The 22,771-nt window shown below is 46.1% G+C and carries 14 protein-coding genes; 2 read left to right on the top strand and 12 right to left on the bottom strand.

The window, feature by feature from the left end:
• Nucleotides 1–9 precede the first annotated feature (9 nt).
• From cas9 to ADIS_RS10635, 3 genes are all read right to left on the bottom strand, one after another.
• Nucleotides 10–4,596 (bottom strand): type II CRISPR RNA-guided endonuclease Cas9, encoded by a 4,587-nt coding sequence (cas9, locus tag ADIS_RS10640; RefSeq protein WP_010854492.1) that lies wholly within the window; start codon nt 4,594–4,596, stop codon nt 10–12.
• Between the two features lie 423 nt (nt 4,597–5,019).
• Nucleotides 5,020–5,172, bottom strand: a complete 153-nt coding sequence (locus ADIS_RS22700) for a DUF2256 domain-containing protein (RefSeq protein ID WP_081634908.1) — start codon at nt 5,170–5,172, stop codon at nt 5,020–5,022.
• A gap of 227 nt (nt 5,173–5,399) precedes the next feature.
• Nucleotides 5,400–6,224: a ZIP family metal transporter gene (locus ADIS_RS10635; RefSeq protein WP_051113305.1), complete on the bottom strand. Its 825-nt coding sequence runs from the start codon at nt 6,222–6,224 to the stop codon at nt 5,400–5,402.
• A gap of 65 nt (nt 6,225–6,289) precedes the next feature.
• On the opposite strand from ADIS_RS10635, the gene ADIS_RS10630 reads away from it, so the two are divergent.
• Nucleotides 6,290–6,685 (top strand): hypothetical protein, encoded by a 396-nt coding sequence (locus ADIS_RS10630; protein ID WP_035805586.1) that lies wholly within the window; start codon nt 6,290–6,292, stop codon nt 6,683–6,685.
• A 357-nt stretch (nt 6,686–7,042) separates the two neighbouring features.
• Here ADIS_RS10630 and ADIS_RS10625 read toward each other — a convergent pair whose 3' ends face one another.
• Together ADIS_RS10625 and ADIS_RS10620 are read right to left on the bottom strand one after the other, a co-directional pair.
• On the bottom strand, nt 7,043–8,344 hold the full coding sequence (locus ADIS_RS10625) for an efflux RND transporter periplasmic adaptor subunit (protein ID WP_010854486.1): 1,302 nt from the start codon (nt 8,342–8,344) through the stop codon (nt 7,043–7,045).
• 7 nt (nt 8,345–8,351) lie between these two features.
• Nucleotides 8,352–9,698: a TolC family protein gene (locus ADIS_RS10620; protein ID WP_010854485.1), complete on the bottom strand. Its 1,347-nt coding sequence runs from the start codon at nt 9,696–9,698 to the stop codon at nt 8,352–8,354.
• A gap of 222 nt (nt 9,699–9,920) precedes the next feature.
• Between ADIS_RS10620 and ADIS_RS10615 the strand changes: the two genes are divergently transcribed.
• Nucleotides 9,921–10,715: an aminotransferase class IV gene (locus ADIS_RS10615; protein ID WP_010854484.1), complete on the top strand. Its 795-nt coding sequence runs from the start codon at nt 9,921–9,923 to the stop codon at nt 10,713–10,715.
• Between the two features lie 25 nt (nt 10,716–10,740).
• Here the strand turns inward: ADIS_RS10615 and ADIS_RS10610 are convergent, their stop codons facing one another.
• From ADIS_RS10610 to ADIS_RS10580, 7 genes are all read right to left on the bottom strand, one after another.
• Complete coding sequence (locus ADIS_RS10610; protein WP_010854483.1) at nt 10,741–11,535, bottom strand: thymidylate synthase; 795 nt, start codon at nt 11,533–11,535, stop codon at nt 10,741–10,743.
• Between the two features lie 11 nt (nt 11,536–11,546).
• The gene (gene rfbB / locus ADIS_RS10605; protein WP_035805582.1) at nt 11,547–12,593 is read right to left on the bottom strand and encodes a dTDP-glucose 4,6-dehydratase; all 1,047 of its coding nucleotides are present in this window, start codon (nt 12,591–12,593) and stop codon (nt 11,547–11,549) included.
• 12 nt (nt 12,594–12,605) lie between these two features.
• Nucleotides 12,606–15,053 (bottom strand): GumC family protein, encoded by a 2,448-nt coding sequence (locus ADIS_RS10600; RefSeq protein ID WP_010854482.1) that lies wholly within the window; start codon nt 15,051–15,053, stop codon nt 12,606–12,608.
• A 2-nt stretch (nt 15,054–15,055) separates the two neighbouring features.
• Nucleotides 15,056–15,901 carry a polysaccharide biosynthesis/export family protein gene (locus ADIS_RS10595; RefSeq protein WP_010854481.1) on the bottom strand — a complete coding sequence of 282 codons (846 nt, stop codon included), beginning with the start codon at nt 15,899–15,901 and terminating at the stop codon, nt 15,056–15,058.
• 45 nt (nt 15,902–15,946) lie between these two features.
• A complete protein-coding gene (locus ADIS_RS10590) occupies nt 15,947–17,116 on the bottom strand; it encodes a glycosyltransferase family 4 protein (RefSeq protein ID WP_010854480.1) in 1,170 nt (389 codons plus the stop codon).
• A gap of 87 nt (nt 17,117–17,203) precedes the next feature.
• Nucleotides 17,204–18,991 (bottom strand): RagB/SusD family nutrient uptake outer membrane protein, encoded by a 1,788-nt coding sequence (locus ADIS_RS10585; protein WP_010854479.1) that lies wholly within the window; start codon nt 18,989–18,991, stop codon nt 17,204–17,206.
• Between the two features lie 12 nt (nt 18,992–19,003).
• Nucleotides 19,004–22,195 (bottom strand): SusC/RagA family TonB-linked outer membrane protein, encoded by a 3,192-nt coding sequence (locus ADIS_RS10580; RefSeq protein WP_010854478.1) that lies wholly within the window; start codon nt 22,193–22,195, stop codon nt 19,004–19,006.
• Between the last annotated feature and the right edge of the window lie 576 nt (nt 22,196–22,771).

Genomic DNA, 22,771 nt, shown 5'->3' with positions numbered 1-22,771 from the left:
AAAAAATCACTAGATGCTCCCTAATCGGTCTATCTTAATTTTCCAACACTTCTCTTTTATTCGAGTCATTCCATTATTTGTCACCTCTTGTTTATTCAAACTACCAAGTTCTCCCACCTTTGTCTTTGCGTCATATCCCTTTATTAATGATGATATATCCGCACGAACAAAATGGCATTCTGAACCTGTACTACTTACCATTTTATATATCTTCTCCACCTGCTCTTTGGAAAGGTTTTTAAAATCAACATTTGTATAATTTTCGTCTGTTTCTGGAACATACACCAACTCATTTGGAGATAGATGAAATAGAAGTTTGCCACCTTTCTCATTTGTCTGGGGCACCGGACCCTCACCTTGCTTTAGCCTTTCCATCACCACATTGAAAGGAATGGTTTCATAGCTCCTCTTTCCTTCATCATTCAAATAAATAGCAAAAAACAGATTTGTTCCTTTTGCTGCCTCGACATATTTGGAGTTCTTGTTTCCTTTAAAGCCAACTTGAAACTTATTGCCTTTGGGTTCATAGGTACGAACTTTGAAAATGGGCTGATGGAATTTACCACCATTGAGACCTTTGATATTTTTGTTAAGTTCCTCTATCCCTTCAGGAGTAAAGGCTAGAGTTTCTGGAGGAATGACTTTTCCTTTCTCGTCCAGTCTCCCATGGTAATTGGCTAAATGTGCTAAAAGAATCTTTCGGATTCCTGTGTCAGTTATCGATTGAATTTTCTTATCACTAAATGAAGTGTCCAAACTCACCCTTGAGGCTGCTAAACCCTCCTCGAAATAGTAAACGTCGAGCTTGGATACCTCCCTTCCATCAAACATGTAATCCCTATCTCTGAAATATTTAAGCAGCAGCTTGTTATCGTAGTTCAACTTGACTAGTTCTGCGATTTTTTTCTTCAGCTTTTTATTCAAAATATTTTCTGGATTATCCAAAGCTACACTTAGATTAACCATTTTGACACGACGCAATTTGACGAGCCCTGAAACGGTGTCCTTGTGAATGGATTTTCTAATCGCCCATGCATCTCCTTTGATCTGCCTTGTTAGAGCTTTTACTGGTTTGCCTTGACTATCAAGCCTTAGGTTACCCTCTTCATCCTTGTAGCTGAGGTATTTATTACTCGTCTTATTGATAACTCGGAGATTTTGCTTGAAGCTGACTATGATTCGCTCCAGATTTTTCTTAGCGTCTTGAGTAAATGAGTCCCATGGCTTAGAGAAAATCCATTCATACTGCTCTTGGGAGTGACCATTTTTTTTCTTGAGGCAAAGCTTTTGTCTTAGATCAAATCTTCGCGATTGCTTTTCTTCCTTTCCCTTATAATTCTTTCCAAGCGCGTGTTCATTATTTAAGTAATTCACGTGATCTCTTGTAGCGCAGGCAATGACCAAAGCATCCATGGCGTGATGTCGGTGGTCAATTCTTTTTTTCTGGAAGCCTTTTGCGTATTCCAAAGGAACTGTTGGCAGAAATTTCTGGTGATTCTCATTCCATGCCGTAAACACGGTGGTACCTGTAAGTTGATTCATCCGTTCAAACCTCGGCAAAATCAGTTCATTCCAAACATCATTGAGTCCCCAATCTTGCTTTAGCGCAGTCGTGATTTTTCCATTTCCAGGAATGATGTTTTTGGAATTAAATCCAGTATCATTTTCCTCCGACCTAACAATATTGGACAAGATGGAAGTGACGAATTTACTGATATATCGGGTGTCATTCATTTGCCTTTCGACCATCTGTTCTGGTAATTCATCCATCAACAGTTTTCTTTTTTTAGCTGGGTTCTTGGGAAAATTATCCTGGATGAATGCCTTGTAGGCACTTTCCGAAAAAATCTCCACCTCTTCGCCAAACCCCAAGGAAACTCTTTGTCCATGGAAGCATTTAATAAATTCCATCCCCAACCTGTTATCCTTCAATTTGTTGACCGCAGCTTCGCAAATCACTTTGTTACTAAAGCTGTCATCGAAATATCTGGATTGAGGGATTACATGCTCTACTTCATAAGCAGGGGTAAAGAGCTTGTTTAAAGGAATAATTTTCCCGGTGTATGGCGACCGATATTTTTGTTCAAGCCAAAGTTTATAGCGCTTTAAATCGGATGAAGAAGGCTGTGCCGTTTTACTAATTTTTAGGATATCATCAGGGACCTCAAAGCTCGATTTTAAAACTCCTTCTTCGTAAATCTTGAGAATTTCTTGCTGCATGGGAGAATATGGCCTCACATTTTCTACCCCAGGGTCGTGTAGAAGTTCCACCAAAAGCGACTTAATCCTAAGGTTCGTGTTTTCATTTGCCGAAATCTGAGTGGTTAGTCTAGCCCTTTGCTCAGCAGGATTTTTCAGTTCTCGCCCCAACTCGACATGTATTTCATCAAAAAAGTCTTTTTGTCCATGCCCGTACTTATCCCAAATATCCTTGACCACTCTCAAGGTTTCCAATACCACTTGTTCAACAATTGGATTTCTGAGGGAATGTTGTTTGAATTCTTTAATGAAATCAGCCATTTCATCACTGGAAGTCCACTTTATTAACTCCGAAGCCTCCGAGTGGCGACCATAAACAACATAATTCGCAAACCAAACCGGCAAACCTTGGAAGTCCTCTACCTCATCAAAGGCTCTGGAAATTTCACGAACCTTATCCTTAATTTCTGGATCATATTCTCCTGTCAAAATTTTCTCAATCCTGTGTTTGGATATACTATCAATAGAATCTTCCTTCCAATTTTCTCCAAATCGCATTAATGCCAACAGTTTTTTTATGGCTTTAAGGGAATAAGAGGCGTACTCACTCTTGTAGGGTGGAAACTTTTTTAAATTCTCCACAAAAGAATTGATCTCAATTCCGTTTTTGCGGCTAAACTTTCTGAGCGCTTTTTCAAACTCGACCTTATCGGTGACTGAGTAAACAAGATGCCAAAGTGATTCCTCAAACTCTTCTGTGTATTTGGAAAAGTCAAATCCTTCTACTTTTCCTAACCTCTTTAGAAATTCTGCTCTTGTAGAATTTCCAGGATAAGTCTTTGATTCTCCTGTTTCGGAATCAAATACATAATTCCATCTAAACTTGCCGACTTCAGACTTAAGGTCTTTCCTTTTATATCCCTCCTGAGTCAAAAGGAAGGTCATCAATTTATTACAATCCATCTCGGATTGGGTCATCAAATAATCCAAAAGCTGCTTTGTTTTATCTTGAGTTCCCAAAAACTCCCTAGTCACATCCGAATCATCTGATTTACGGATAATCCGAAGGCTAGAAACCCACTGAAGTAATCTAAACTCCTGAAAAAGAGGATGGGATTTGGGAGCCACTTTGTAAGGAACTTTGATTTCAATTCCATCCTTTTTGAAGGTCTTGAACTCCAAAGGACAATTTCCTATAGTGGATTTTTGGCTTCGCAAGGGTCTTTGGTAAAAAATTATATCATCAACCAAAAGGTGCTTGATGTCCTTGCTGGCAAGGAAATTCTGGTGGGAATGATTGTGTTTATACAGTTCCCTGACACAATCCGCCATCATATCAGCATCACTGAGTTCTGGATGAAATCTATTTTGGGAAACCAAAATCTGCTTCAGTTCATCTTTATAGAATTTCCTTTCAATGGTTCTGACCAGCCTTCCCTTGATTTTTTGAGTCGGATCAGCCAGAAGGTTTTCAAAAATGAAATGGCCAACGGTTTTGGATGAGTCGAGAATTTCCTTTTCGGTCTTTTTCTTCCTCAATCCCCAATCATCTTCGCTTGGAGCGCGAAAACTTCTTTTAGGATTTCCTTCTTTATCCAATTTGGGATTTCCTTCCTCGTCTATATCAGTGGTGACGATAAAATCTCTGGTTTTACCTAGCCAATCATCTAGGGGAACTTTGCTTGATCTTCTGTAAATCCAGCCATTTTCCAAGGTTAATGAATACCAAGTGTCACCCTTTTTATTTGGGGATTCATCCACTTTGATATCAACTATTTTCAAAGAGTAAAACTCTTCCAGTTTATTTGGCTTTTCCTCCTCATCTTCACCTCTTAGTTGATAATACCCTCGCTTTTGATTGAAGCTCAGAATAACCCAAGCCAATTCTTCCTTTTCGATTCGTTCAGTTAATGCCTTTTTCCGTAAAAAATAAATGGTCCAATCATAAGGCACTTTTTTGTCTCCCTCAACAAAACTTGGCTGATGGATTTTGAATTCCTCAAGCATTTCTAAAAAAGAAGGCTTAAACAAGAAATCACCAGTATCGTATGCAAGCTTTGGCTCAGATTCTTCAAAAAACTTTCCCAACCTTTCTTGAAAATCAATCTGATTGACATAATGCTTTGGTAAAAACCCAAGAATATGAAGAACTCGATGCAGGCGCTCTCTTCTCAAAAGATGACGTTCCCTTAGTCTCCTTACACTTCTCAACCTTGTTCTTTCAGCAGTCTCAGATTTTGTATTTCCTCTGGCAAATTCCCCGAGAATTTCTTGGCTCATAGGAATAACTCTGGAACCCATTCCCATAATATTGCCTTGCTTGTTTTTAAAATCCTGCTCAACTAGCGCCCACCCTATCGAGTTAGTCCCCAAATCCAATCCCAAAATCTTTTTCATCTTCTATCAAAAGTTTAAAATATTACTTGTATCTTCGTTTTACAATTTTGAAGCAATTCACAATAAGGATTATTCCGTTGTGAAAACATTTAAAAGGGCCCTACCGGATTTATTCTGTAGGGTCGTTTTTTTCCCTAATGCTGAGTGCTTGATTCCTATGTTATTGATCGCAGCGAATACCATAATAACGACCAGGTAACCCTATTTTCCGTCAAATCAGAAATACGATCCCAAGGCCCCTTGGCATTTATACAGGGGCAATCCAAGGACTAGAAAACATAAAGTCAGTTTGCCCCCAAAAGATCGGAAGAATAAGATAAACAAAAAATACCGTGATCGGGGTATATTTAGGCGGTTTTTGCAGAAAAAAGAAGGCTTTCTATCAACAGACTCAGAAATAACGCAACTTACAGCCAATTAGCCCTAGGATTTGTCTTGTTTGGCCCGAAGCCCGGCACAGCGTTTCGAACAGTACCTGACCGACTCCCAGTTCCGCTCCCACTTCTTGCGCCAAGCAAAGGGACGCTGACATACGGGACATACTTTTTCCGGGAGATGTTGTTTACGGACTTTCATGTGTCTATTTCTGATTGGTAAAAGCCACAAGGCATTTGAACTGACATCGATAGAACCAGGCAGGTGACAGATCCGAAAATCACCCCGTGGCGCAACCTTTATCCTACCTCCGGGTTGATGGAAATCGGATCGAACCGACCGGCGTCGTAAAACAGCCCCCATCGGATACCATAACCCAACTCCGGAAGAAGGGTTGGAAAAATGATCGATAAATTAGGCGGCCTTTGCTAAGGACGGGGCACAAACCCAAATGGTACGGCCTGCAATTGATGCGCGGTTTTGGATGGATGATGGTGGACATGTGGCTGCAATTGGTTTACACCGAGCACGAATCCCAAACCAAGCCCCACTACCGCCAAATACGACAGCCGAACGCCCATCAGGCGGCTGCTTCGGAGCAACTCCGGGGCCAACCGACCCAATGCCACGTAAAAGAATCCACCCGCCGTAAACGCCAGCAGCAGGGAGGGCGAAAGCGGCAGCCAATGGCCAATGCCGACCGCTACCGATACACCTGCCAAAGCCGTTAGGGAAACCAAAAAATTCAACCGTACGACCCTTTTTGGACTAAAACCACTGTAGACCATGGTGCCAGACTCGCCAAACTCCTGAGGAAGCTCATGCAGCACGATCGCCAAGGTGGTGGTCAGTCCCAACTCCGGACTTACCAGGTAGCTGGTGCCGATCACCAGCCCATCGATAAAATTATGAAAGCCATCCCCAACCAGCGTCAAATACCCCAACGCGGCACGCTCCCTGCTCGGATGCCCCTGCGATCGGTGCAATATGACGTCCAACCCTCCAAAAACACCCAGGCCGGCCAAAAAACCCAGCGGAACCCCAAAGGAATCGGTAGACTCATGGGCTGCTTCGGGGATAAGGTGAAAAAACACATTCCCCAACAGAATCCCGGCCGTCATGGCCAAAACCCAGGGAATATATCGCGATATAAATTCTCTCGAAACCCACTGGTACACCCAACCCACCAACGACACCAAACTGACTGCAAGTGCGCTGGCAAACGCTGCGAAAACTTCAAATTCCCAAACCATCGTGCAAATATATATGCAACATTATTGCATTAAAAACAAAGAGTGATTATTTTTCCGGAAAAAACATGAACTACATCTTTCTAACCGCAACGATGGCCCTGCTCTTTTTTATGGGCTGTTCAAATTCTTCCAAGGAAAAGGAACTGCAAGAAGCCTTTGAGATTCACCAAAAGTCCCTGGCCCTACGGGAAAACCTGAACCAGCTTCTCCAGGCCGAAAACCTCTCGCCGGATCAAAAATCGGACCTGCAATCGTTATTGGAGAAGTGGGATGCCAACTTCGTAGAGGTCCCCGGATATGAGCATTCCCATGATCACCACCACGGCGACGAGGGCCACGACCATCACCACGATCACCATCATGCCCACAAAGCCCCCGAACTGACAGCCCCCGAACACCTTCGGCTGCAACAAATCCTGTATGACCAGTTGGATTCTATTCATCGGCAGTTCAAAAAATAATGTCTAAACACCTAATAATTTACTGTGACTTATTTAATCAAAAGTGAATTATTCAATGCTTTTGATGAGAAAAAAGAAAACACGAAATTATATTTCACGTTTTATTAATCCCTAAAAATTGATTAAAAAAAATAGGCCGAATTGAAAGAATTTTATTAGTTTAGTGAAATTTTAGAAATGAAGATATTGCCTGGCATGCCATTTCTTGAAACATAACTAGCTGAGGTCAGTTAAAGATAAACCCCAAAAAAAAAGGAGCCCTATCGGGTTCCTTTCTGTTTTTTTAGCCTGCCTGTATTTAAAACCTGATTTCCCGTACACCATCCCCTGTCCGGTCGGCGCGTGATGGTTCGATGCTTATTTGGACCCTTCCTTCCCAGCGATCTTGACCGGCTTATCGTTTTCAAGCTGCTTGCTTACTACAAAATAGGGGCCTACGATGACCTCCTGCCCTGCGGTCAGTCCTTCCAACACCTCGATATTGTCAAAATCGGAAATGCCGGTTTTCACTTGAACCATCTTAGCCAGGTTGCCCTCCTTGACAAATACCAATTCCTTCAGTTTGGTATTCCCGTTGCTCAGTTCCTCGGTCTCGTTTTCCCGGGTAGTCACCGCCGCCAGAGGCACGGCCAACACGTTTTCCTTACGGTTGGTAATGATTTCCACCGAGGCCGTCATACCGGGCCGAAAGGGAAAGGGGTTCTTTTCGGTGATCAAATCCCGGTAAGAATCATTCAAGATACGGATACGTACTTCAAACTCGGTGACCGCGTCCGCGTTGGCTTTATCGTTTGCGGAGTTGGCGATGGCTGTCACCTTTCCAGCAAAGCGCTTGCCGCTGAATGCATAGGAGTCCACATCGATAACGACGTCGTCGTCCAGACTGATTCGGACGATATCGTTTTCATTGACATTTACCCTGACCTCCATACGCGAAAGATCCGCTATTCGGAGCATCTCGGTACCGGCCATTTGCGCCGTACCCACTACCCGTTCCCCTTTTTCTACCAACAGCTTGGAAACAATCCCATTGGTAGGTGAATACACATTGGTTAGGCGAAGGTTCTCCGCCGCTTCATCCACGGTAGCCTGCGCGCTTTTGACGATAAACTCGGCAGCCAAGACGCTTTGCTCCGCTGCATCCAAGTCGTTTTTGGCCGAAAGGTAATTGGAATCGATCAGCTCAAAATCGGCATCCGAAATCACCCGATCCTCGTGGAGTTTCTTATTACGGTCATACTCCAATTGGGAGCGGACGAAAACCGCTTCGGAGCGCTTAAGGGCCGCCTTTGATTGCGCCAGGTTGGCCATTTGCTGGTTCAGCGTTGCCCGTGCCCTGTCGAGGGCCGAGATAAAATTATCGGGACGGATCTTTACCAACAGGTCGTTAACGCGTACAGAATCCCCCTCCATCACGTTCAGTTCAATGATTTCACCTGCCACATCCGGGCTCAATTTCACCTCGGTTTCTGGCTGTACGACTCCGGAAGAACTGACGCGCTCGGTAATATTTTTGAGATCCGCCTTTTTCACCTCCACTTCCAGTTCCTTGGGACCGCCTATCCATCCCTGGGATTTTCCGATCAAGATACCTACGATCAGTAAGGCAATTACACCCAACAGGATGTACAATACATTGTTTGACTTCTTCTTTGCCATGTAGAGGTTAATTTAACGAGAGCGGGTTACCTAAATAGAAATCCAAGACTTTAGCCCTAAAAACAAATTCATACTTAGAAGTAATCAGATCGGCCTGCGCATTGAATAGGTTGTTCTGGGCGATCTGATAGTCCACTGCGTTGATTGCACCCACCTCAAACCGCTGCGTGGCCATCCGGAACGACTCCTCCAAAGCAGCCACCCGCTTCTTGGAACTTTCAAAGGACTGCTTGGAGGCAAAGGCCGAAGTGTAGGCGGTTTCGATCTCCTGTCGTAGCTGGTTTTTCACCTCCACTTCCTGGATCTCGCTCAATCGCCGCTGCACCCTCGCCCGCTGCAATCCCGCCCTGTTTCTGAATTGGGAAAACACCGGGATATTGAGTGCCATGTTCATTGACTGGGACAGGTTGTTTTCAAACTGCCGGAACAGGGGATCCCTCGGGATGAATGTGGTCTGATCTACGTAGTTGGAAAAGACGTTTGCATTGACCCCCAAGGTGGGCAAAAACGCTCCTTTGGCGATACGAACACCCAGTTCAGCACTGTTCACACCCATTTCGGCTGCCTTGATCTGTGGCAACAATCCAGCTGCGGTGCCGTAGATTTCCGCCACGCCCACACCTACGATGCCCAGGTTATCCGCATTAAAATCAGGTACTACGATATCAAAATCATCGGTAAAGGACAACAAAAGCTGTTGGGAAAGGTTAAGCCGGGCTATACGGTGGTTGTTGCGCGCATTGATCAGTTCCAGTTCTGTAGTAGCAGTTTGGGCCTCTAGGTCCAACAGATCGGCCCTTGGCAACGAACCGGCCATTACCAATCTTCTTGTTCGTTCCAGCTGTTCGGACACGGTCCTAAGTTGGGATTGGGCGATGTTGACCTGCTCTTTGGCAAAGGCCACGTTGACAAAGAGATTGATTACATTAAGCTGAATGTCGTTTTCGGTTGCGGCCACATTGAGCCTACCTATCTCTACCTCTGTCTTGGTCTGTTGGATGCGATTGTTTATCTGCCTACCTGCATAGATGGGGACATTTCCGCTTGCAGACACGTTAACGTTCCCTATCCGCCGGGTTTCAAACAGGTTCGTCACCGGGTTGATGGACCTACCCCAACGAAATCCAGAAGAGAGCGAGGTGGAGAAAGATGGGATCATCTGTCCCTGGGCCTCCAGCAACGCTGCTTCAGAACTCACCAGCGTCAACCTGCTACGCTGAAGGGTCAAATTATTTTCAAGGGCTATTTGCACACATTGCTCCAGGGTCAATGCACCTGTGTACGTATCTGTCTGCGCAAAGACTCCTGTGGTGAACACATGTAGACAAAAAATCAGTAAAAAATTTTTGTACATAAACCTTTCCTTAATGGTAACCTACTAAATTTCGACATCGAAACTCTGCCAGAACAACTTCTGTGCTAATTCACCGTATCTTAGTTAATTAGTGCAAAATAAAGAATATGGTGCGGATTCGACCAACAAACGGGGCTGTTTTATCTACTTGATTAAAAAAAAACATTCCGAGACCAAACGGCCTGACCGAAATCGGACAACACAGTGAACGGTATTGATACAATGTATTTGGAGAAAGACTCCTCCGGAGGTTGGTCCTTTGGGCGGCTAGCAAACCGGGCAGCCTTTTTTGGCGATGGGATTTTTGAAACGATGGTTTTCAGCAATGGCCGCATCCGGTTTGCAAACCACCATCTGGCGAGACTTAACAGCGGTCTGAGGGTTCTACAGCTTGCCTCAAAAGGGTTCTCCACGCTGAAGGACTTGGAAAAATCACTCGTGAATACCCTGGGCAAGGAAGAAAATTGGCGGGTTCGCTGGAACATCTTCCGGGCTGGATTAGGGAAATATACCCCCACCACCGAGGGTATACGGGAGACCCTGTACATACAACCTTTTCAGTCAGCTCCCCTGATCAAAAAAACCTCCGCTCTCAGCAAAACCATAAAACTGTACCCAACTCCATGGGCCAACTGCAAAACGCTGAATGCCCTACCCTATGTAATGGCCAATATGGAACGCGTCTCCCTCGGCGTGGACGAGATCCTGCTGACAGATGGAGACGGCTACCTTTCCGAAGCCGGAGCGGCCAACCTGTTCTGGAAAAAGGACAACACCTTCTATACGCCTTCGCTAACCCACAACTGCATAGCCGGGGTGGCGAGGGCAGCACTGATTGCCCACCTGAAAAAGAAAAACATCCCGCTACAGGAAGTATCCCAAAAAGTGGACTCCATAAGGGAAGCGGATCAGGTATTTACCACGAACGTGACGGGCGTCTCCTTTATTTCATCCTTTGAAGACACTGTTTTTGACCCAACGTCAATACCTGTTGTCCAACAGGTGTTTTCTTTTTGATCCTGCCCCGAGGAGGGCATAAGCATCAAACGGATACGGCGGCCTTGATATGCGGGTGAGGATTGTAGTCGGTGATTTCAAAATCCTCAAACCTGAACCCAAAGATATCCTTCACGTCCGGGTTGAGCTTCAGTTTTGGTAGTGGGCGGCACTCCCTGGTAAGCTGAAGACGTGCCTGTTCCAAATGATTGTTGTACAAATGGGCGTCTCCAAAGGTGTGGATAAACTCGCCCACCTGCAACCCACAAACTTGAGCAACCATGTATACAAAGATCGCATAGGAGGCTATATTAAACGGCACGCCCAAAAACACATCAGCACTTCGCTGGTACAACTGGCAGGACAGCTTGCCCTCGGCCACATAAAACTGGAAAAGGAGGTGGCAGGGAGGCAGGGCCATCTTGTCAACATCGGCTACATTCCAGGCGCTGACGATCAGGCGACGGGAATTGGGATTGGTCTTTATTTGCTGGACCAGATTTTTGATCTGGTCGATCTCTCCGCCCTTTCCGTCGGGCCAATGCCTCCACTGATAGCCATAGACGGGGCCCAAATCGCCGTTTTCATCCGCCCATTCATCCCATATCGAGACTTGGTTTGCTTTCAGATAGGCAATGTTGGTGTTTCCTTGCAGAAACCAAAGTAGTTCGTGGAGAATGGAACGTATATGAAGTTTCTTGGTAGTAAGCAGCGGAAAGCCCTCGCTTAGGTCCATTCGCATCTGATAACCAAAGACACTAATAGTGCCTGTTCCTGTACGATCCCCTTTTTGCACACCATTTTCCAAGATGTGCCTTAACAAGTCATGGTATTGCTTCATTTTGGTCTGCGTTACCCGTAGTGTTGCTCATAATACTTTTGGTAATCCCCCGAGGTGACACCATTTAGCCAGTCTTCATTGCTCAGGTACCAATCCACGGTCTGTTCTATACCCACTTCAAAGGTTAGGCTTGGCTCCCATCCCAATTCCTGCTGAATTTTTGAGGCGTCAATTGCATAGCGAAGGTCATGGCCGGCACGATCCTTTACGAAGGTGATCAACTTTTCGGAGGTACCTATTTTGCGTCCCAGCTTTCGATCGAGGATCTCACATAGCAGGCGAACGATGTCTATGTTTTTCCATTCATTAAACCCTCCTATGTTAAAGGTATCATTGAACCTCCCGGAATGGAAAATAACATCAATGGCGCGGGCATGATCCACCACAAAAAGCCAGTCACGAACGTTTTCTCCTTTGCCATATACGGGCAATGGTTTGTTGTTTTTAATGTTATGGATGCAAAGAGGGATCAGTTTTTCGGGAAACTGGTTGGGACCATAGTTGTTCGAACAGTTAGAAATCACTGTCTTCAGACCATAAGTATTGGCATAGGCCCTTACAAAATGATCTGAACTGGCTTTGGATGCCGAATAAGGGGATTGGGGATCGTAGGGAGTGGTTTCCAGGAAATACCCTCCATCGTGTAGGGAACCATACACCTCATCCGTAGAGATATGGTAGAAGAGATGCTTGTCAAAATCCTGCCAATAACCCTTGGCCGCATTCAAGAGGTTGACTGTGCCGACCACGTTGGTCTTCACGAAGGAAAGGGGATCGGTAATGGAGCGATCCACATGGGACTCTGCCGCCAGGTGGATCACATCGGTAATTTGAAACTGCCGAAAGGTGGCTTCCACTGCCTCCGCATCCTGAATATCCACTTTGGCGAAATGGTAATTCGGTTCACTTTCGATATCGGTCAAATTGGCCAAATTACCCGCATAGGTGAGGCTGTCCAAATTGACAATCCGATACGTTGGGTACTTCTTCACAAAAAGCCTGACGACATGGGAGCCAATAAAACCCGCCCCTCCGGTGATCAAAATTGATTTTTCCATAAAACAACTAAACTAAGCCCTAAATTTTGATATCCAATTCGACAACCAACCCTGCTTCCTTTTTGGCTCGTCCTCGTAATAATTTCCACTGTATCTGTTCTTTCGGAGGTAAGAATAATTATACCCATAGCCGTAGTTATACCCACCAAAATCATAGGTATCTCCCCCGCTTTTTAGCCCGTTAAAGATAGCGTAAAAATCCCTAACTTGGTCATTTGCGTAGAGGTCATTGATCATCAGTAGGTGATTTCTGTGGGTATAATCGTACCGGACGATGTACAGGTTTATATCCGAAAAGCGCAGCAAATCCATGGTTTCAGAAACCAGTCCCACCGGCGGACAATCCATAATTACCACATCAAATTCCTGCTCCAGGTATGAAAAAAACTCATTCAGTTGATCCTTGAGCAACAGTTCGGATGGATTGGGTGGAACCGGTCCGGAAGGAACCACATACAGGTTTTCATACTTTGTCTTAAGTACAATCTCCTCGTAGCCATGTTTGCCTACCAAGAATGTGGAAAGCCCCTTTTTGTTGGACACGTTCATATTTGCCGCCAACTTCGGCTTTCGTAGATCCATTCCCATCAGGCAGGTTTTTTTACCGCTCAGTGCCATGGCAGAGGCCACATTTATACTGATAAACGTTTTGCCCTCTCCCGAAATACTGGAAGTCACCAAGATCCGTTTGCAGGTTTTTTCGCTGTGAATATAAAACAGTGCCGAACGCAAGGACCGGAAAGACTCCGATGAAAGAGCCCGTGGAAAATCCGCCACCAGCAGATTGGTGTCCTTGTCACTATAGCCAATCGTACCGAGAAGCGGAATCTTCAGGATGCTCTTCAGCTGGATTTGATCCATGATCCGGTTGTTGAGGTAGTGATAGAGTAGCAAAAAACCCAGAGGGATGAAAAAACCCAGCCCGACTGCATAGGAATAATTCTGCATTTTTTTGGGATAGATCAGACTCCCCTTTTTAGCGTAATCTACAATGGAATTATCAGAAACGTTGGAGGCTTTGGCAATACCCGCTTCGGCCCGTTTCTCCAACAGATAGGTATACAGGTTCTCGCGCAGCTTGTACTCCCTGAAAATATTCGTGTAGCTGGATTCGGCCATGGGAAGCTTGGAAAACTGCTGGTCAAAAGACCTGAGTTTATCGTCGCTTTCACGTTTCTTCGTCTCTGTATTTTCGATCAGGTTTTGTATGTTTTCGAATACATTGTCCCGAACCCGCTGGATCTGCTGGTCCAATACGGCCACATCCGGGTGGTTTTCGTTTACGATGCTTACCAAGGTTCTGCGCTGTAGGGAATAATCCACCAATTGGGCAATCAACTGGTTGAGCAGTCCATCTGAAATACCAACCACGGAGGGTGCCACCACTTCCTCGTAGTCCAGTCCCTTCCGAAGCAGGTAATCGCGCAGGGATCTGTAGTAAGAAAGCTCAAAATCGATTTTCTGTATCGCTTCCTCCAGGGTCCGTATGTTGTTCAGCACCCCACCAAACTCGGCATCCACGTCGAGCAGTTTGTTGGCTACCTTAAACTGCTGCATACGCCTTTCTACCGAATTGAGCGAATCCTCAACGATGTAAAGCTGCTCTTCGATAAAGCGTAGGGCATTTTCGGAAATGCGGTTTTTCTCACGAAGATCGTATTCAAGAAAGGCATCCATCAATGCATTAACATAATCGCTTCCCTTTTCTACCACTTTGGTCACCATACTGACTTCAAGTACAGAGCCATAGTTTATCAACGGACGAACCTGCACGCTACCGGCATAGCGGTCCACCAACGTATTTGGGTGGTGAAGCTCAAATCCCACCTCATCTCCTATCCGCGATGGATTCAACAAATGGACGCGAAACTTGGCCCTTGCCCCTTTCACTTCTTCGCCAAAGCGATAGTTCTTACCATAAATGTCCACATCGGAACTCTCGAGCGACCTACGGATATTCCACCATTCCAAAAACTGGTTTTCCTCCCGATCAATCGTAAACTCTTCGGCAGAAAGTATCTTCAACGCCATCCTTCTGCCATCCATCTGCGGGTATTCCCAGTCGACCTCTATCCGGATCGGTGAGATCCTGTACATTTCGATCTCCTTGATATTCGTAGCGGCAAAATAACTGACATCAAAGTGGACTTTCTTTAAAGCTTCTTCTGCGAGGTTTTTGGAGGCGAACAAAAGGATATCGTTGGTTAGGTTGTCCGGTGCCGAAAAAATATTTGACCTATCCAGAATCCGTACTTCCGGGGAAGCGTTGCGTTTGATCATCACACTTCCCTTGACCTCGAATCGCTCAACCGTGTACCTATGAAACAAGAAAACTGCGATCAACCCTACGGATATGAACAGCAAATAAAGCGGCCAATACCGGGAATACTTGATGATATAGTACTTTATATCAATCGGTCGCTCCTGCTCGTCAAACTTTGATAAATCCAGATTTTCCATCCTCAAAAAATACCTGATGTGACACCGTAAATAAACAAAACTGCTGTAAGTATGGAAATCCCCAATTGAAGGGAGGCCGATAGGTTTTCGCCCGACCCTACCTGACGTATTTGCATGGGCTGTAGGTACAGAATATCGTTGTTCTGTATGAAGTAATAAGGAGAGGCCAGCAATTGCCGATCGTTCAGGTTTATTTGGTGAATCTTAGTCCCCCCATCGTATTGCCTGATCAGAAACAGTTCGTTTTTCTTGGCCAGGATATTGGACTCACCGGACATGGCCAACGCATCAAAAATAGTCGCTCTATTCTTCAATATCACCTTCGTGCCAGCGCTGGTAAACTCCCCCAAGGCCGTAAAACGGATGCCGCCGATGCGTAGGCGTACATCGACCTCTTCCTTGAAGTACTGGTTGATCATCTCTTGGACTTTTATCCTAGCTTGTTCCTCGGTCAGTCCCGCTAGGGGAATATTTCCCAGACGGGGGATGCGGACGAAACCATCCTTGTCGAGCGAATATCCCGAAAAATAGAACACGTCCATAGCACCTCCCATAGCAGCACCTCCCCTGCCTCCCATTCTTGAGGAGCTTGCTCCGTGGTATTCAAATGCTGAGAGTAGCTCTTCGTTTGCCGATGCGAAATCAATGTCAACGATGTCGTAGGGCTGCAGGATGTATTCGTAATCCACATTGGCATAAGGTATAAATTCATCCAACCCGATCGGCTCATTTCCGCTAAGGTTCTGGAGATAATTGATACGCTTGTTGCTTACACAGGAAACAATGCCCAAGACCATGACAATGACAACCCCGCTACGCATACTACCTATAAAAGCCAACCTGCTCATTCCTTTTGGTAAACATCTGTGAGATTAACGAAAAATCAGGAGAATTTAAACATTCCGGTTTATTTCTTTGTCCCAAAGCCGGTAATATTCCTGCAAAAGCTGTTGTTGAAAAAGTTTTCGGTCGTATTTCTCCGTTACCTCCCGGTTCAGATTCTCCGCAAACGCCAGCATCTCGAGCCGTTTCACATAGGCAAACTCCATCGCTTCCTTAAGTGCCTGCACGTTTCGAACGGGGTAGACCAACCCTGTTTTTTTGTGGGTGACCACTTCCAAATTGCCGGGGATATCCGAACAAATGATGGGGCAGCAAATGGCCCCCGCTTCGAGGAGGACGTTTGGGAATCCCTCCCGATGGGAAGGGTGGATAAGAATATCGGCAATGGCCATATAACAGGCCACGTGATCTGTCCATTCGAGGTGGACGATCCTAGGGTGGTCATTGATTCGGTTGATGGTCTGTCTGGAAAGCGGATTTAGGTCTTGCTCGAAAGAGCCCAATAAAACCAACTTGGATTTATTGACTATCTTGGAAACCAAAAACGCTTCTACGAGGTCTTCGATCCCCTTGTCTTTCACCAATCTGCCGACCGCCAATATCACAAACTCATTCTCACCGGGCACTATCCGCATAGTCGCAGCTACCAGGTTGTTTTCCTTCAGGTTATACCGGTCAAACACCTCCAAATCCACCCCGTTGGAGGATCCATGCCCTATAACCCTGACTTTTTCGCCTGGCACCAACCCATCCAACACAATCTGATCTTTCAGGGACGCAGCATTCGCCCACACCTCGGTTGCAAAGCGGAAGGTGATTTTTTCCATCCAGATCATGATTTTTCGCCGGTTGCCGGTTAGCACTTGGAAGGGCAGTCCGGCAAGCGTATGGATGCGTATGGGTACTTTGGCCAGAAAACCGGCGACCATGGCGAGCAAGCCTGCCTTAGGGGTGTGGCTATGAACAATATCCGGCCGCTCCCGCTTGAATAACTTATACAACTCCCAGAGGCACCGCAGATCTTGAAGAGGCGTTACCTGACGGGTGAAGGGTATCACTTCGACGTTGCATCCCTCCTGCTTTTGCACCTGTTCCCATTCCTTGCCTTCCGAGCTTACCATCACCACCTCCCACCCGGCAGATCGCATAAACTTCATCTGCCCTCGCAGGAGCAATTTAAGCGAAAGGGGAACAGTCGTTATCCGGATTAGTTTAGGCATGTAAGCTGTTGATGCGTAAAAACACAAAGATAACCGGAAAAAGAAAAAAAGGCGGGTCGCCCCGCCTTTTAAAAATAAAGAAATTAGTTACGGAAATGCCGGATCTTGTGTCAAGGTAGGGGACCCATCTCGGAAGGAACGCTCGATTGCCTCCAACGGTACCGGGAAGAACTCATGAACGCCTTTCTGAAATTGGGCAGCTGCAAGATACGATCTTCTCGTACGCTCCACGGTGAGGTATTGCGAAAGCACCTCTGCAGCAACACCCCAGCGCTGCAGATCAAAGAATCGGTGGCCTTCCATAGCAAATTCCAACCTGGTTTCCATCCTTACCGCTTGCCTTGCGATGTATTGATCCGACCAGGGCTGGTTGTAGGTACTGATGACATAATTGGCGGCCGGTTCTCCTTCCACGATGGTGAAATCATTTCTATCAGTTCCCTGTATAGCCCTGGGGACGAAACCAGCAGGATTTGCCGCCCGGGCACGAATGATGTTCACCAATTCCCTGGCTCTTTCCAAATTCCCCAACTCTACTTCCACTTCTGCAAGCCAAAGAATCACCATTCCCAACCGCATGATTCGGTAATTATTGGCAGAAAGGCGAGGATTTGGCCCAATCCCGAAGAATGCAGGTTCTGCGACGTGCTTCTTGGGAGAATACGGTCCCGCATAAGCCTGATCACGGATAAAATCCCTGTTATGTATCTTGTATCCTTTGTACAAAATCCCCCTACGGCCTACCGTGTGATCCAACCTTGGATCTACCGGTCCTTGATACGGGGTAAAGGGGGCATTCAGCCCAACCCCTTCGTCGCTGGTAACATTCTCATCGTTGAAGGTCGTCAACAAGGGCAATCCATCCGAACTGGTCCTATATGCATTTACCAAGTTTTGCGTTGGCTGATAAAAACCACAACAGCCCCAAGGATCTGTATAAGGGTAATTCAGCGTGGTTCCTTCATTGGCTGCCTGGGTGGTTGCAGATGAAATGGAGTACTGTACTTCAAAGATGGACTCCTCGTTGTTTCTTCTTCCCACGAGGAAGTTTTCCTCAAAGGTAGGCACCAACGAAAAGCCGCCATTATTTACAATATCCTCCAATAGCGGCTTGGCTTCCTGTAGTTTGGAGATGTTGGCCGCACCTGTTTCCTGATTCCAGCCCTGGAACATCTTTGCCTTGGCCAAAAAGGCCATGGCCGCCCATTTGGTTGGTCTTCCCACGTCGGTCTGAGATTCGGGAAGCACGTTCATCGCTGCCTCAAAATCAGCTTCAATATCTCCCCATATTTCCCGGTCGTTGGGCACTTTACTGCTTTCCAGATCATCCAGCACAAAGGTATTGTCGTCGATGTAAGGTGCTCTTCTCCACATCTTTCTCGCCTCGAAGTGGAAAAATCCACGTAGAAACCGAGCTTCGGCTACGATTTGAGCTCGTCGCTGATCGCCCACTTCCTCGACCTGCTTGAGTGTATTTATCGCGTCATTTGCCCGCGCTACGCCCTTATACACGGCACGCCATTTGTTTCGTAGGTGCAGGTTGGTAGCCTGAAAATCGTACGTTTCCAAAAACGTCTGCTCAGGTTGATCACCCGCATCTGTTCCCTTATAGGCATCATCGGACACAACACCTCCGTATACCCAGTTTTCGATGGTTCCGTTCCAACTGGACTGCCCATCCAAGCCAAAGCCATCCACCATGGCATAGGCACCCAATAAGATTCCCTCTACACCTTGGGGATTGGCAAGTCCAACGGTACTGAATTGTCCCTGAGGCTCTGTCTCAAGGAATCCTTCGCTGCACGAAAAGGTGGTAATACCAGCCAAAAGACCCGCAGCCACCAGACTTATATAGTTTTTTCTTATCTTCTTCATCGTAATAATCAGTTAGAATGTCACATTTACACCAAGGATCAGGTTTCGGGATACCGGCATGTAGCCGCCATCAAAACCGATTGTATTGTTACTTCCCGTTTGTATTTCCGGGTTGGTTCCGGAGTAGTTGGTAATGGTAAACAGGTTTTGTCCCTGGAAGTATACCGACGCCCTGCTCATACCCAGCTTGCTAAGGGCATTTTGCGTGAGGCTATAGGTAAGCTGAAGATTCCTGAGTCTGAAGTAAGATCCGTCTTCGATGAAATAGGTAGATGGCCTACTGCTGATTTGGTCGTTTGAATCCATGATGGGCACAGTACCTCCTGGGTTTTCTGGCGTCCAAGCGTCGTAAAGTGCCCTACGGGACTTATTGCCCTGAAACGTGTTGAAATCGGTCCAATATCGCATGTAGTTAAAGATGTCGTTGCCAACCGATCCGTTGCCGAACAGTGTCAGGTCCCAATTTTTGTAGCCCACATTTACGTTGATACCGTACACAAAATCCGGGTGGGGGTTGCCGATAATGGTTCGGTCGGCGTCTGTGATGATTCCATCACCATTAACGTCCTCCACCTTAAACTTGCCCACGGCGTTGTAGTTGCCATAGGGAGGGTGCGCGGCCACTTCTTCCTCCGTTTGGAAAATGCCCAAATTTCGGTACCCGAAAAAGGAGGATATGGGGAATCCCTGTTGGGTCACAGTTACCGAAGGCACACGGGTAGATGCCCCAAACAAGACATTCTCCTCATTATCAGCCAACCGGTCTACGTTGTTTCTGTAAATCGAATAATTGGCAGAAACATTCAGACGCAGATCACCACCTCTAAAGGTCTCACTATATCCCAAGTTTAGATCAAGGCCTCGGTTTGTCATTTGACCAATGTTCACGAAGGGTGCAATGGCGTCTCCATGACCATAGCTGATCGGTACCTGAAAAAGCATATCTGAGGTCACCCGGTTCCATAGATCCAGTTCAAAAAAGAACTTGCCGTCCAGCAACTCGGCGTCCAGCCCAACGTTGTTGGAAGTCGTCGATTCCCATCGCGCATTTGGATTACCAAACCTGGCCGCATCAAATCCCAGGGCAGGTGTGGAATTGGAACCGTCAATCGGATAGCCTGCATTGAAAATATTGGTTCGGTAGGTCGTGTAGGCGTTGTAATCACCTATAAGTTGATTACCGGTTCTTCCCCACCCATACCGCAATTTCATGTCGGAAACGAACGGAAGTGCATTGGCGACAAACTCCTCATCCGAAAGCCTCCACCCTAAGCTGAAAGCGGGAAATGTTGCGTTTCGGGAGGCTTGCAAAAAGCGGGAAGAGGCGTCATTCCGAAGTATAAACTGAACCAGGTATTTCCCATCATAGTTGTAGTTTACCTGCCCAAACTGGGAATATAGACGATAGTCATTCACCACGCGGCCAAAGTTGGTTGCTGTGTTGGGATCCCCCAGGTCCAAATACCCGATCACGGGAACTGTTTCGAACGCATAGCGTTGCCGCTGCCCACCAAATATTTCTCCAAATTCTTTGATTGCTTCCAACCCTACATACGCGTCAAAATTATGCACGTTATCAAAGGTCTTGGAATAGCTTACGGTGTTGGTCCACACCCACTGATAGGTATATTCATGCTCGGATGTAGAGCTGTTGACGAAGTTTCCTTCTACGTACTCAGGTTGCGGCCTACCGATAAAGCGCCCCCTGCGTGTATTGGCATCAATACCCAGACTGGTTCTGACCTCGATATTGTCATTTACCTGATAAGCTCCGTAGATATTCCCAAACGCCCTGAGCGATAGGTTTCGGTTGTCCTGCGCCCTACCAAGCACAGCTACCGGGTTAAAATTGTTGCCCAAGTTGGCACCCCTACTTCCGGCAAAATTGCCCATAATGTCATAGACGGGAAGCAGAGGATGCTGTAGCGAAGCACTGAATACAGCGTTTTGTTCGGCGTTGTTACCGGCAACTCCGTTTCCAAATCCCCCCTTCCGCTGACCTACGGTGACAGAAAGGTTTTCTCCCAATGTCAGTTTTCCATTTAGTGCTTTGAATTCTGTGTTTGCTCGTACCGAATACCTGTCGTAACCGATGTCTCTCACGATACCTTCTTGGTTGAAGTAATTGACAGACAGCGCATACCGGCCATTTTCAGTGCCGCCAGAAGCGGTGATCTGATAGCTCTGAATGGGTGCTGACCGTGTTACCTCGTCCCACCAGTTAGTATCGGCGGCCCTGGTAATTGGATATATATTTCCGGGTTCCAAAGCGTACAACGAAGGGTCTGTTCCCGGATCTCCCGTCATTGCGCCACTGGGGAATACATAATCCGGGAGACCAACCTCCCCATTGGGGCCCCAAGTGTATTGTCCATGGGTAGGTGTCCTCCCATGAAGTGTATTTGCCAACCAAAGATACCTTCCCAACTCCTCTGCATTAAGTGGCTCAGGGCCTCGATCTGCGCGCTGAGTGCCATAAAAAGCATCAAATGCAATGGTTGGCTTTCCGACTTTTCCACGTTTCGTGGTAATAATAACCACGCCATTAGCCGCTCGTGACCCATAAATGGATGCAGCAGACGCATCCTTCAGAATTTGAATGGATTCGATGTCATTGGGATTCAGGTTACCCTGGTTTTGGGTGGGAACCCCATCAATCACATACAGCGGGTCGTTGTTGTTGATGGTTCCAAAGCCCCTTATCCGTACCGTTGCTCCTCCACCTGGGGTCGCATCGTTTATGATGGTGACTCCCGCAGCTCTTCCTTGTAGCTGTTGCGCAAAAGTGGTCGCCGGAATGGCAAGTAGGTCATCGGTATCGACGGAGGTTACTGCACCGGTAATGTCCCTTCTCGACTGGGCACCATAACCGGTAATGACGACCTCGTCCAGCCCACTCATTGCTTGGGCAAGTGCGACATTGATCGTGGAGCGGGTTCCGACCACCTCTTCTTTGTTGGTATAACCCAAAAAGGAAAATACCAGCACGGATTCGTTGCTGGGCACGGTAATCCGGAATTCTCCGTCAATATCCGTTACGGTCCCTGACGTGGTACCTTTGACCAATACCGCCGCACCGGGCAGCGGATCTCCAAAATCATCGGACACGACACCGGTGATCTCGCGTTGCTGCGCAAACAGTACTGTCGCCGAGAGCAGCAGCATTACCATAGACGCATGAAAACTTCTGTAAATTGTTGACATAAGCTAACTTGGTTTTGATTGATTGTAGAAAATTGAAAATAAATATCCTACCCAACCCCGATTGAAGGGCTGGCTAAGAAGGAAATCTCGATAAGTGAGCAGTTAATGCCTGTCTAGAATCCAGCTAAGAAGGTTCCTTTTCAATTGAAAAGACACAAACTAACTTGCTATAAAAAAAGGATTTAGGCTTGAGATAAGTAAATAGTTGTTCCATATTATTTTTGGGTTTGATTTTAAAAAAAACACATCAAACAGATAATTGTTTAATTCTTTAATCGCTAACAATTCGTTAATATAAAACCATTTTTCTTATTTTAAAAATTAATTTTAAATAAAAATAAATATGTGATTTTTTTTTATTATTTTTTATTTTATTAGTTATATTTTTACTAATTTAAACTACTTTATTATTTTCACTCGTTCCGCAATAATAGTTCAGGATCACTCCCCAACACACCTATAAACTCCACTAAAAACCTCAAAAGGCAACGCCACAACCTTTAACGGTACTCGATTTCCTGACTTAAGTAGACAATCGAGTAGGAAGATAGGGATTAGTTCCCTATCTGTCCTCTC

Source organism: Lunatimonas lonarensis (genome assembly GCF_000390185.1).
Lineage (GTDB): Bacteria > Bacteroidota > Bacteroidia > Cytophagales > Cyclobacteriaceae > Lunatimonas > Lunatimonas lonarensis.
Note: the sequence above shows the minus strand (reverse complement) of the source record. Positions and strands in the feature narration are given on the sequence as shown.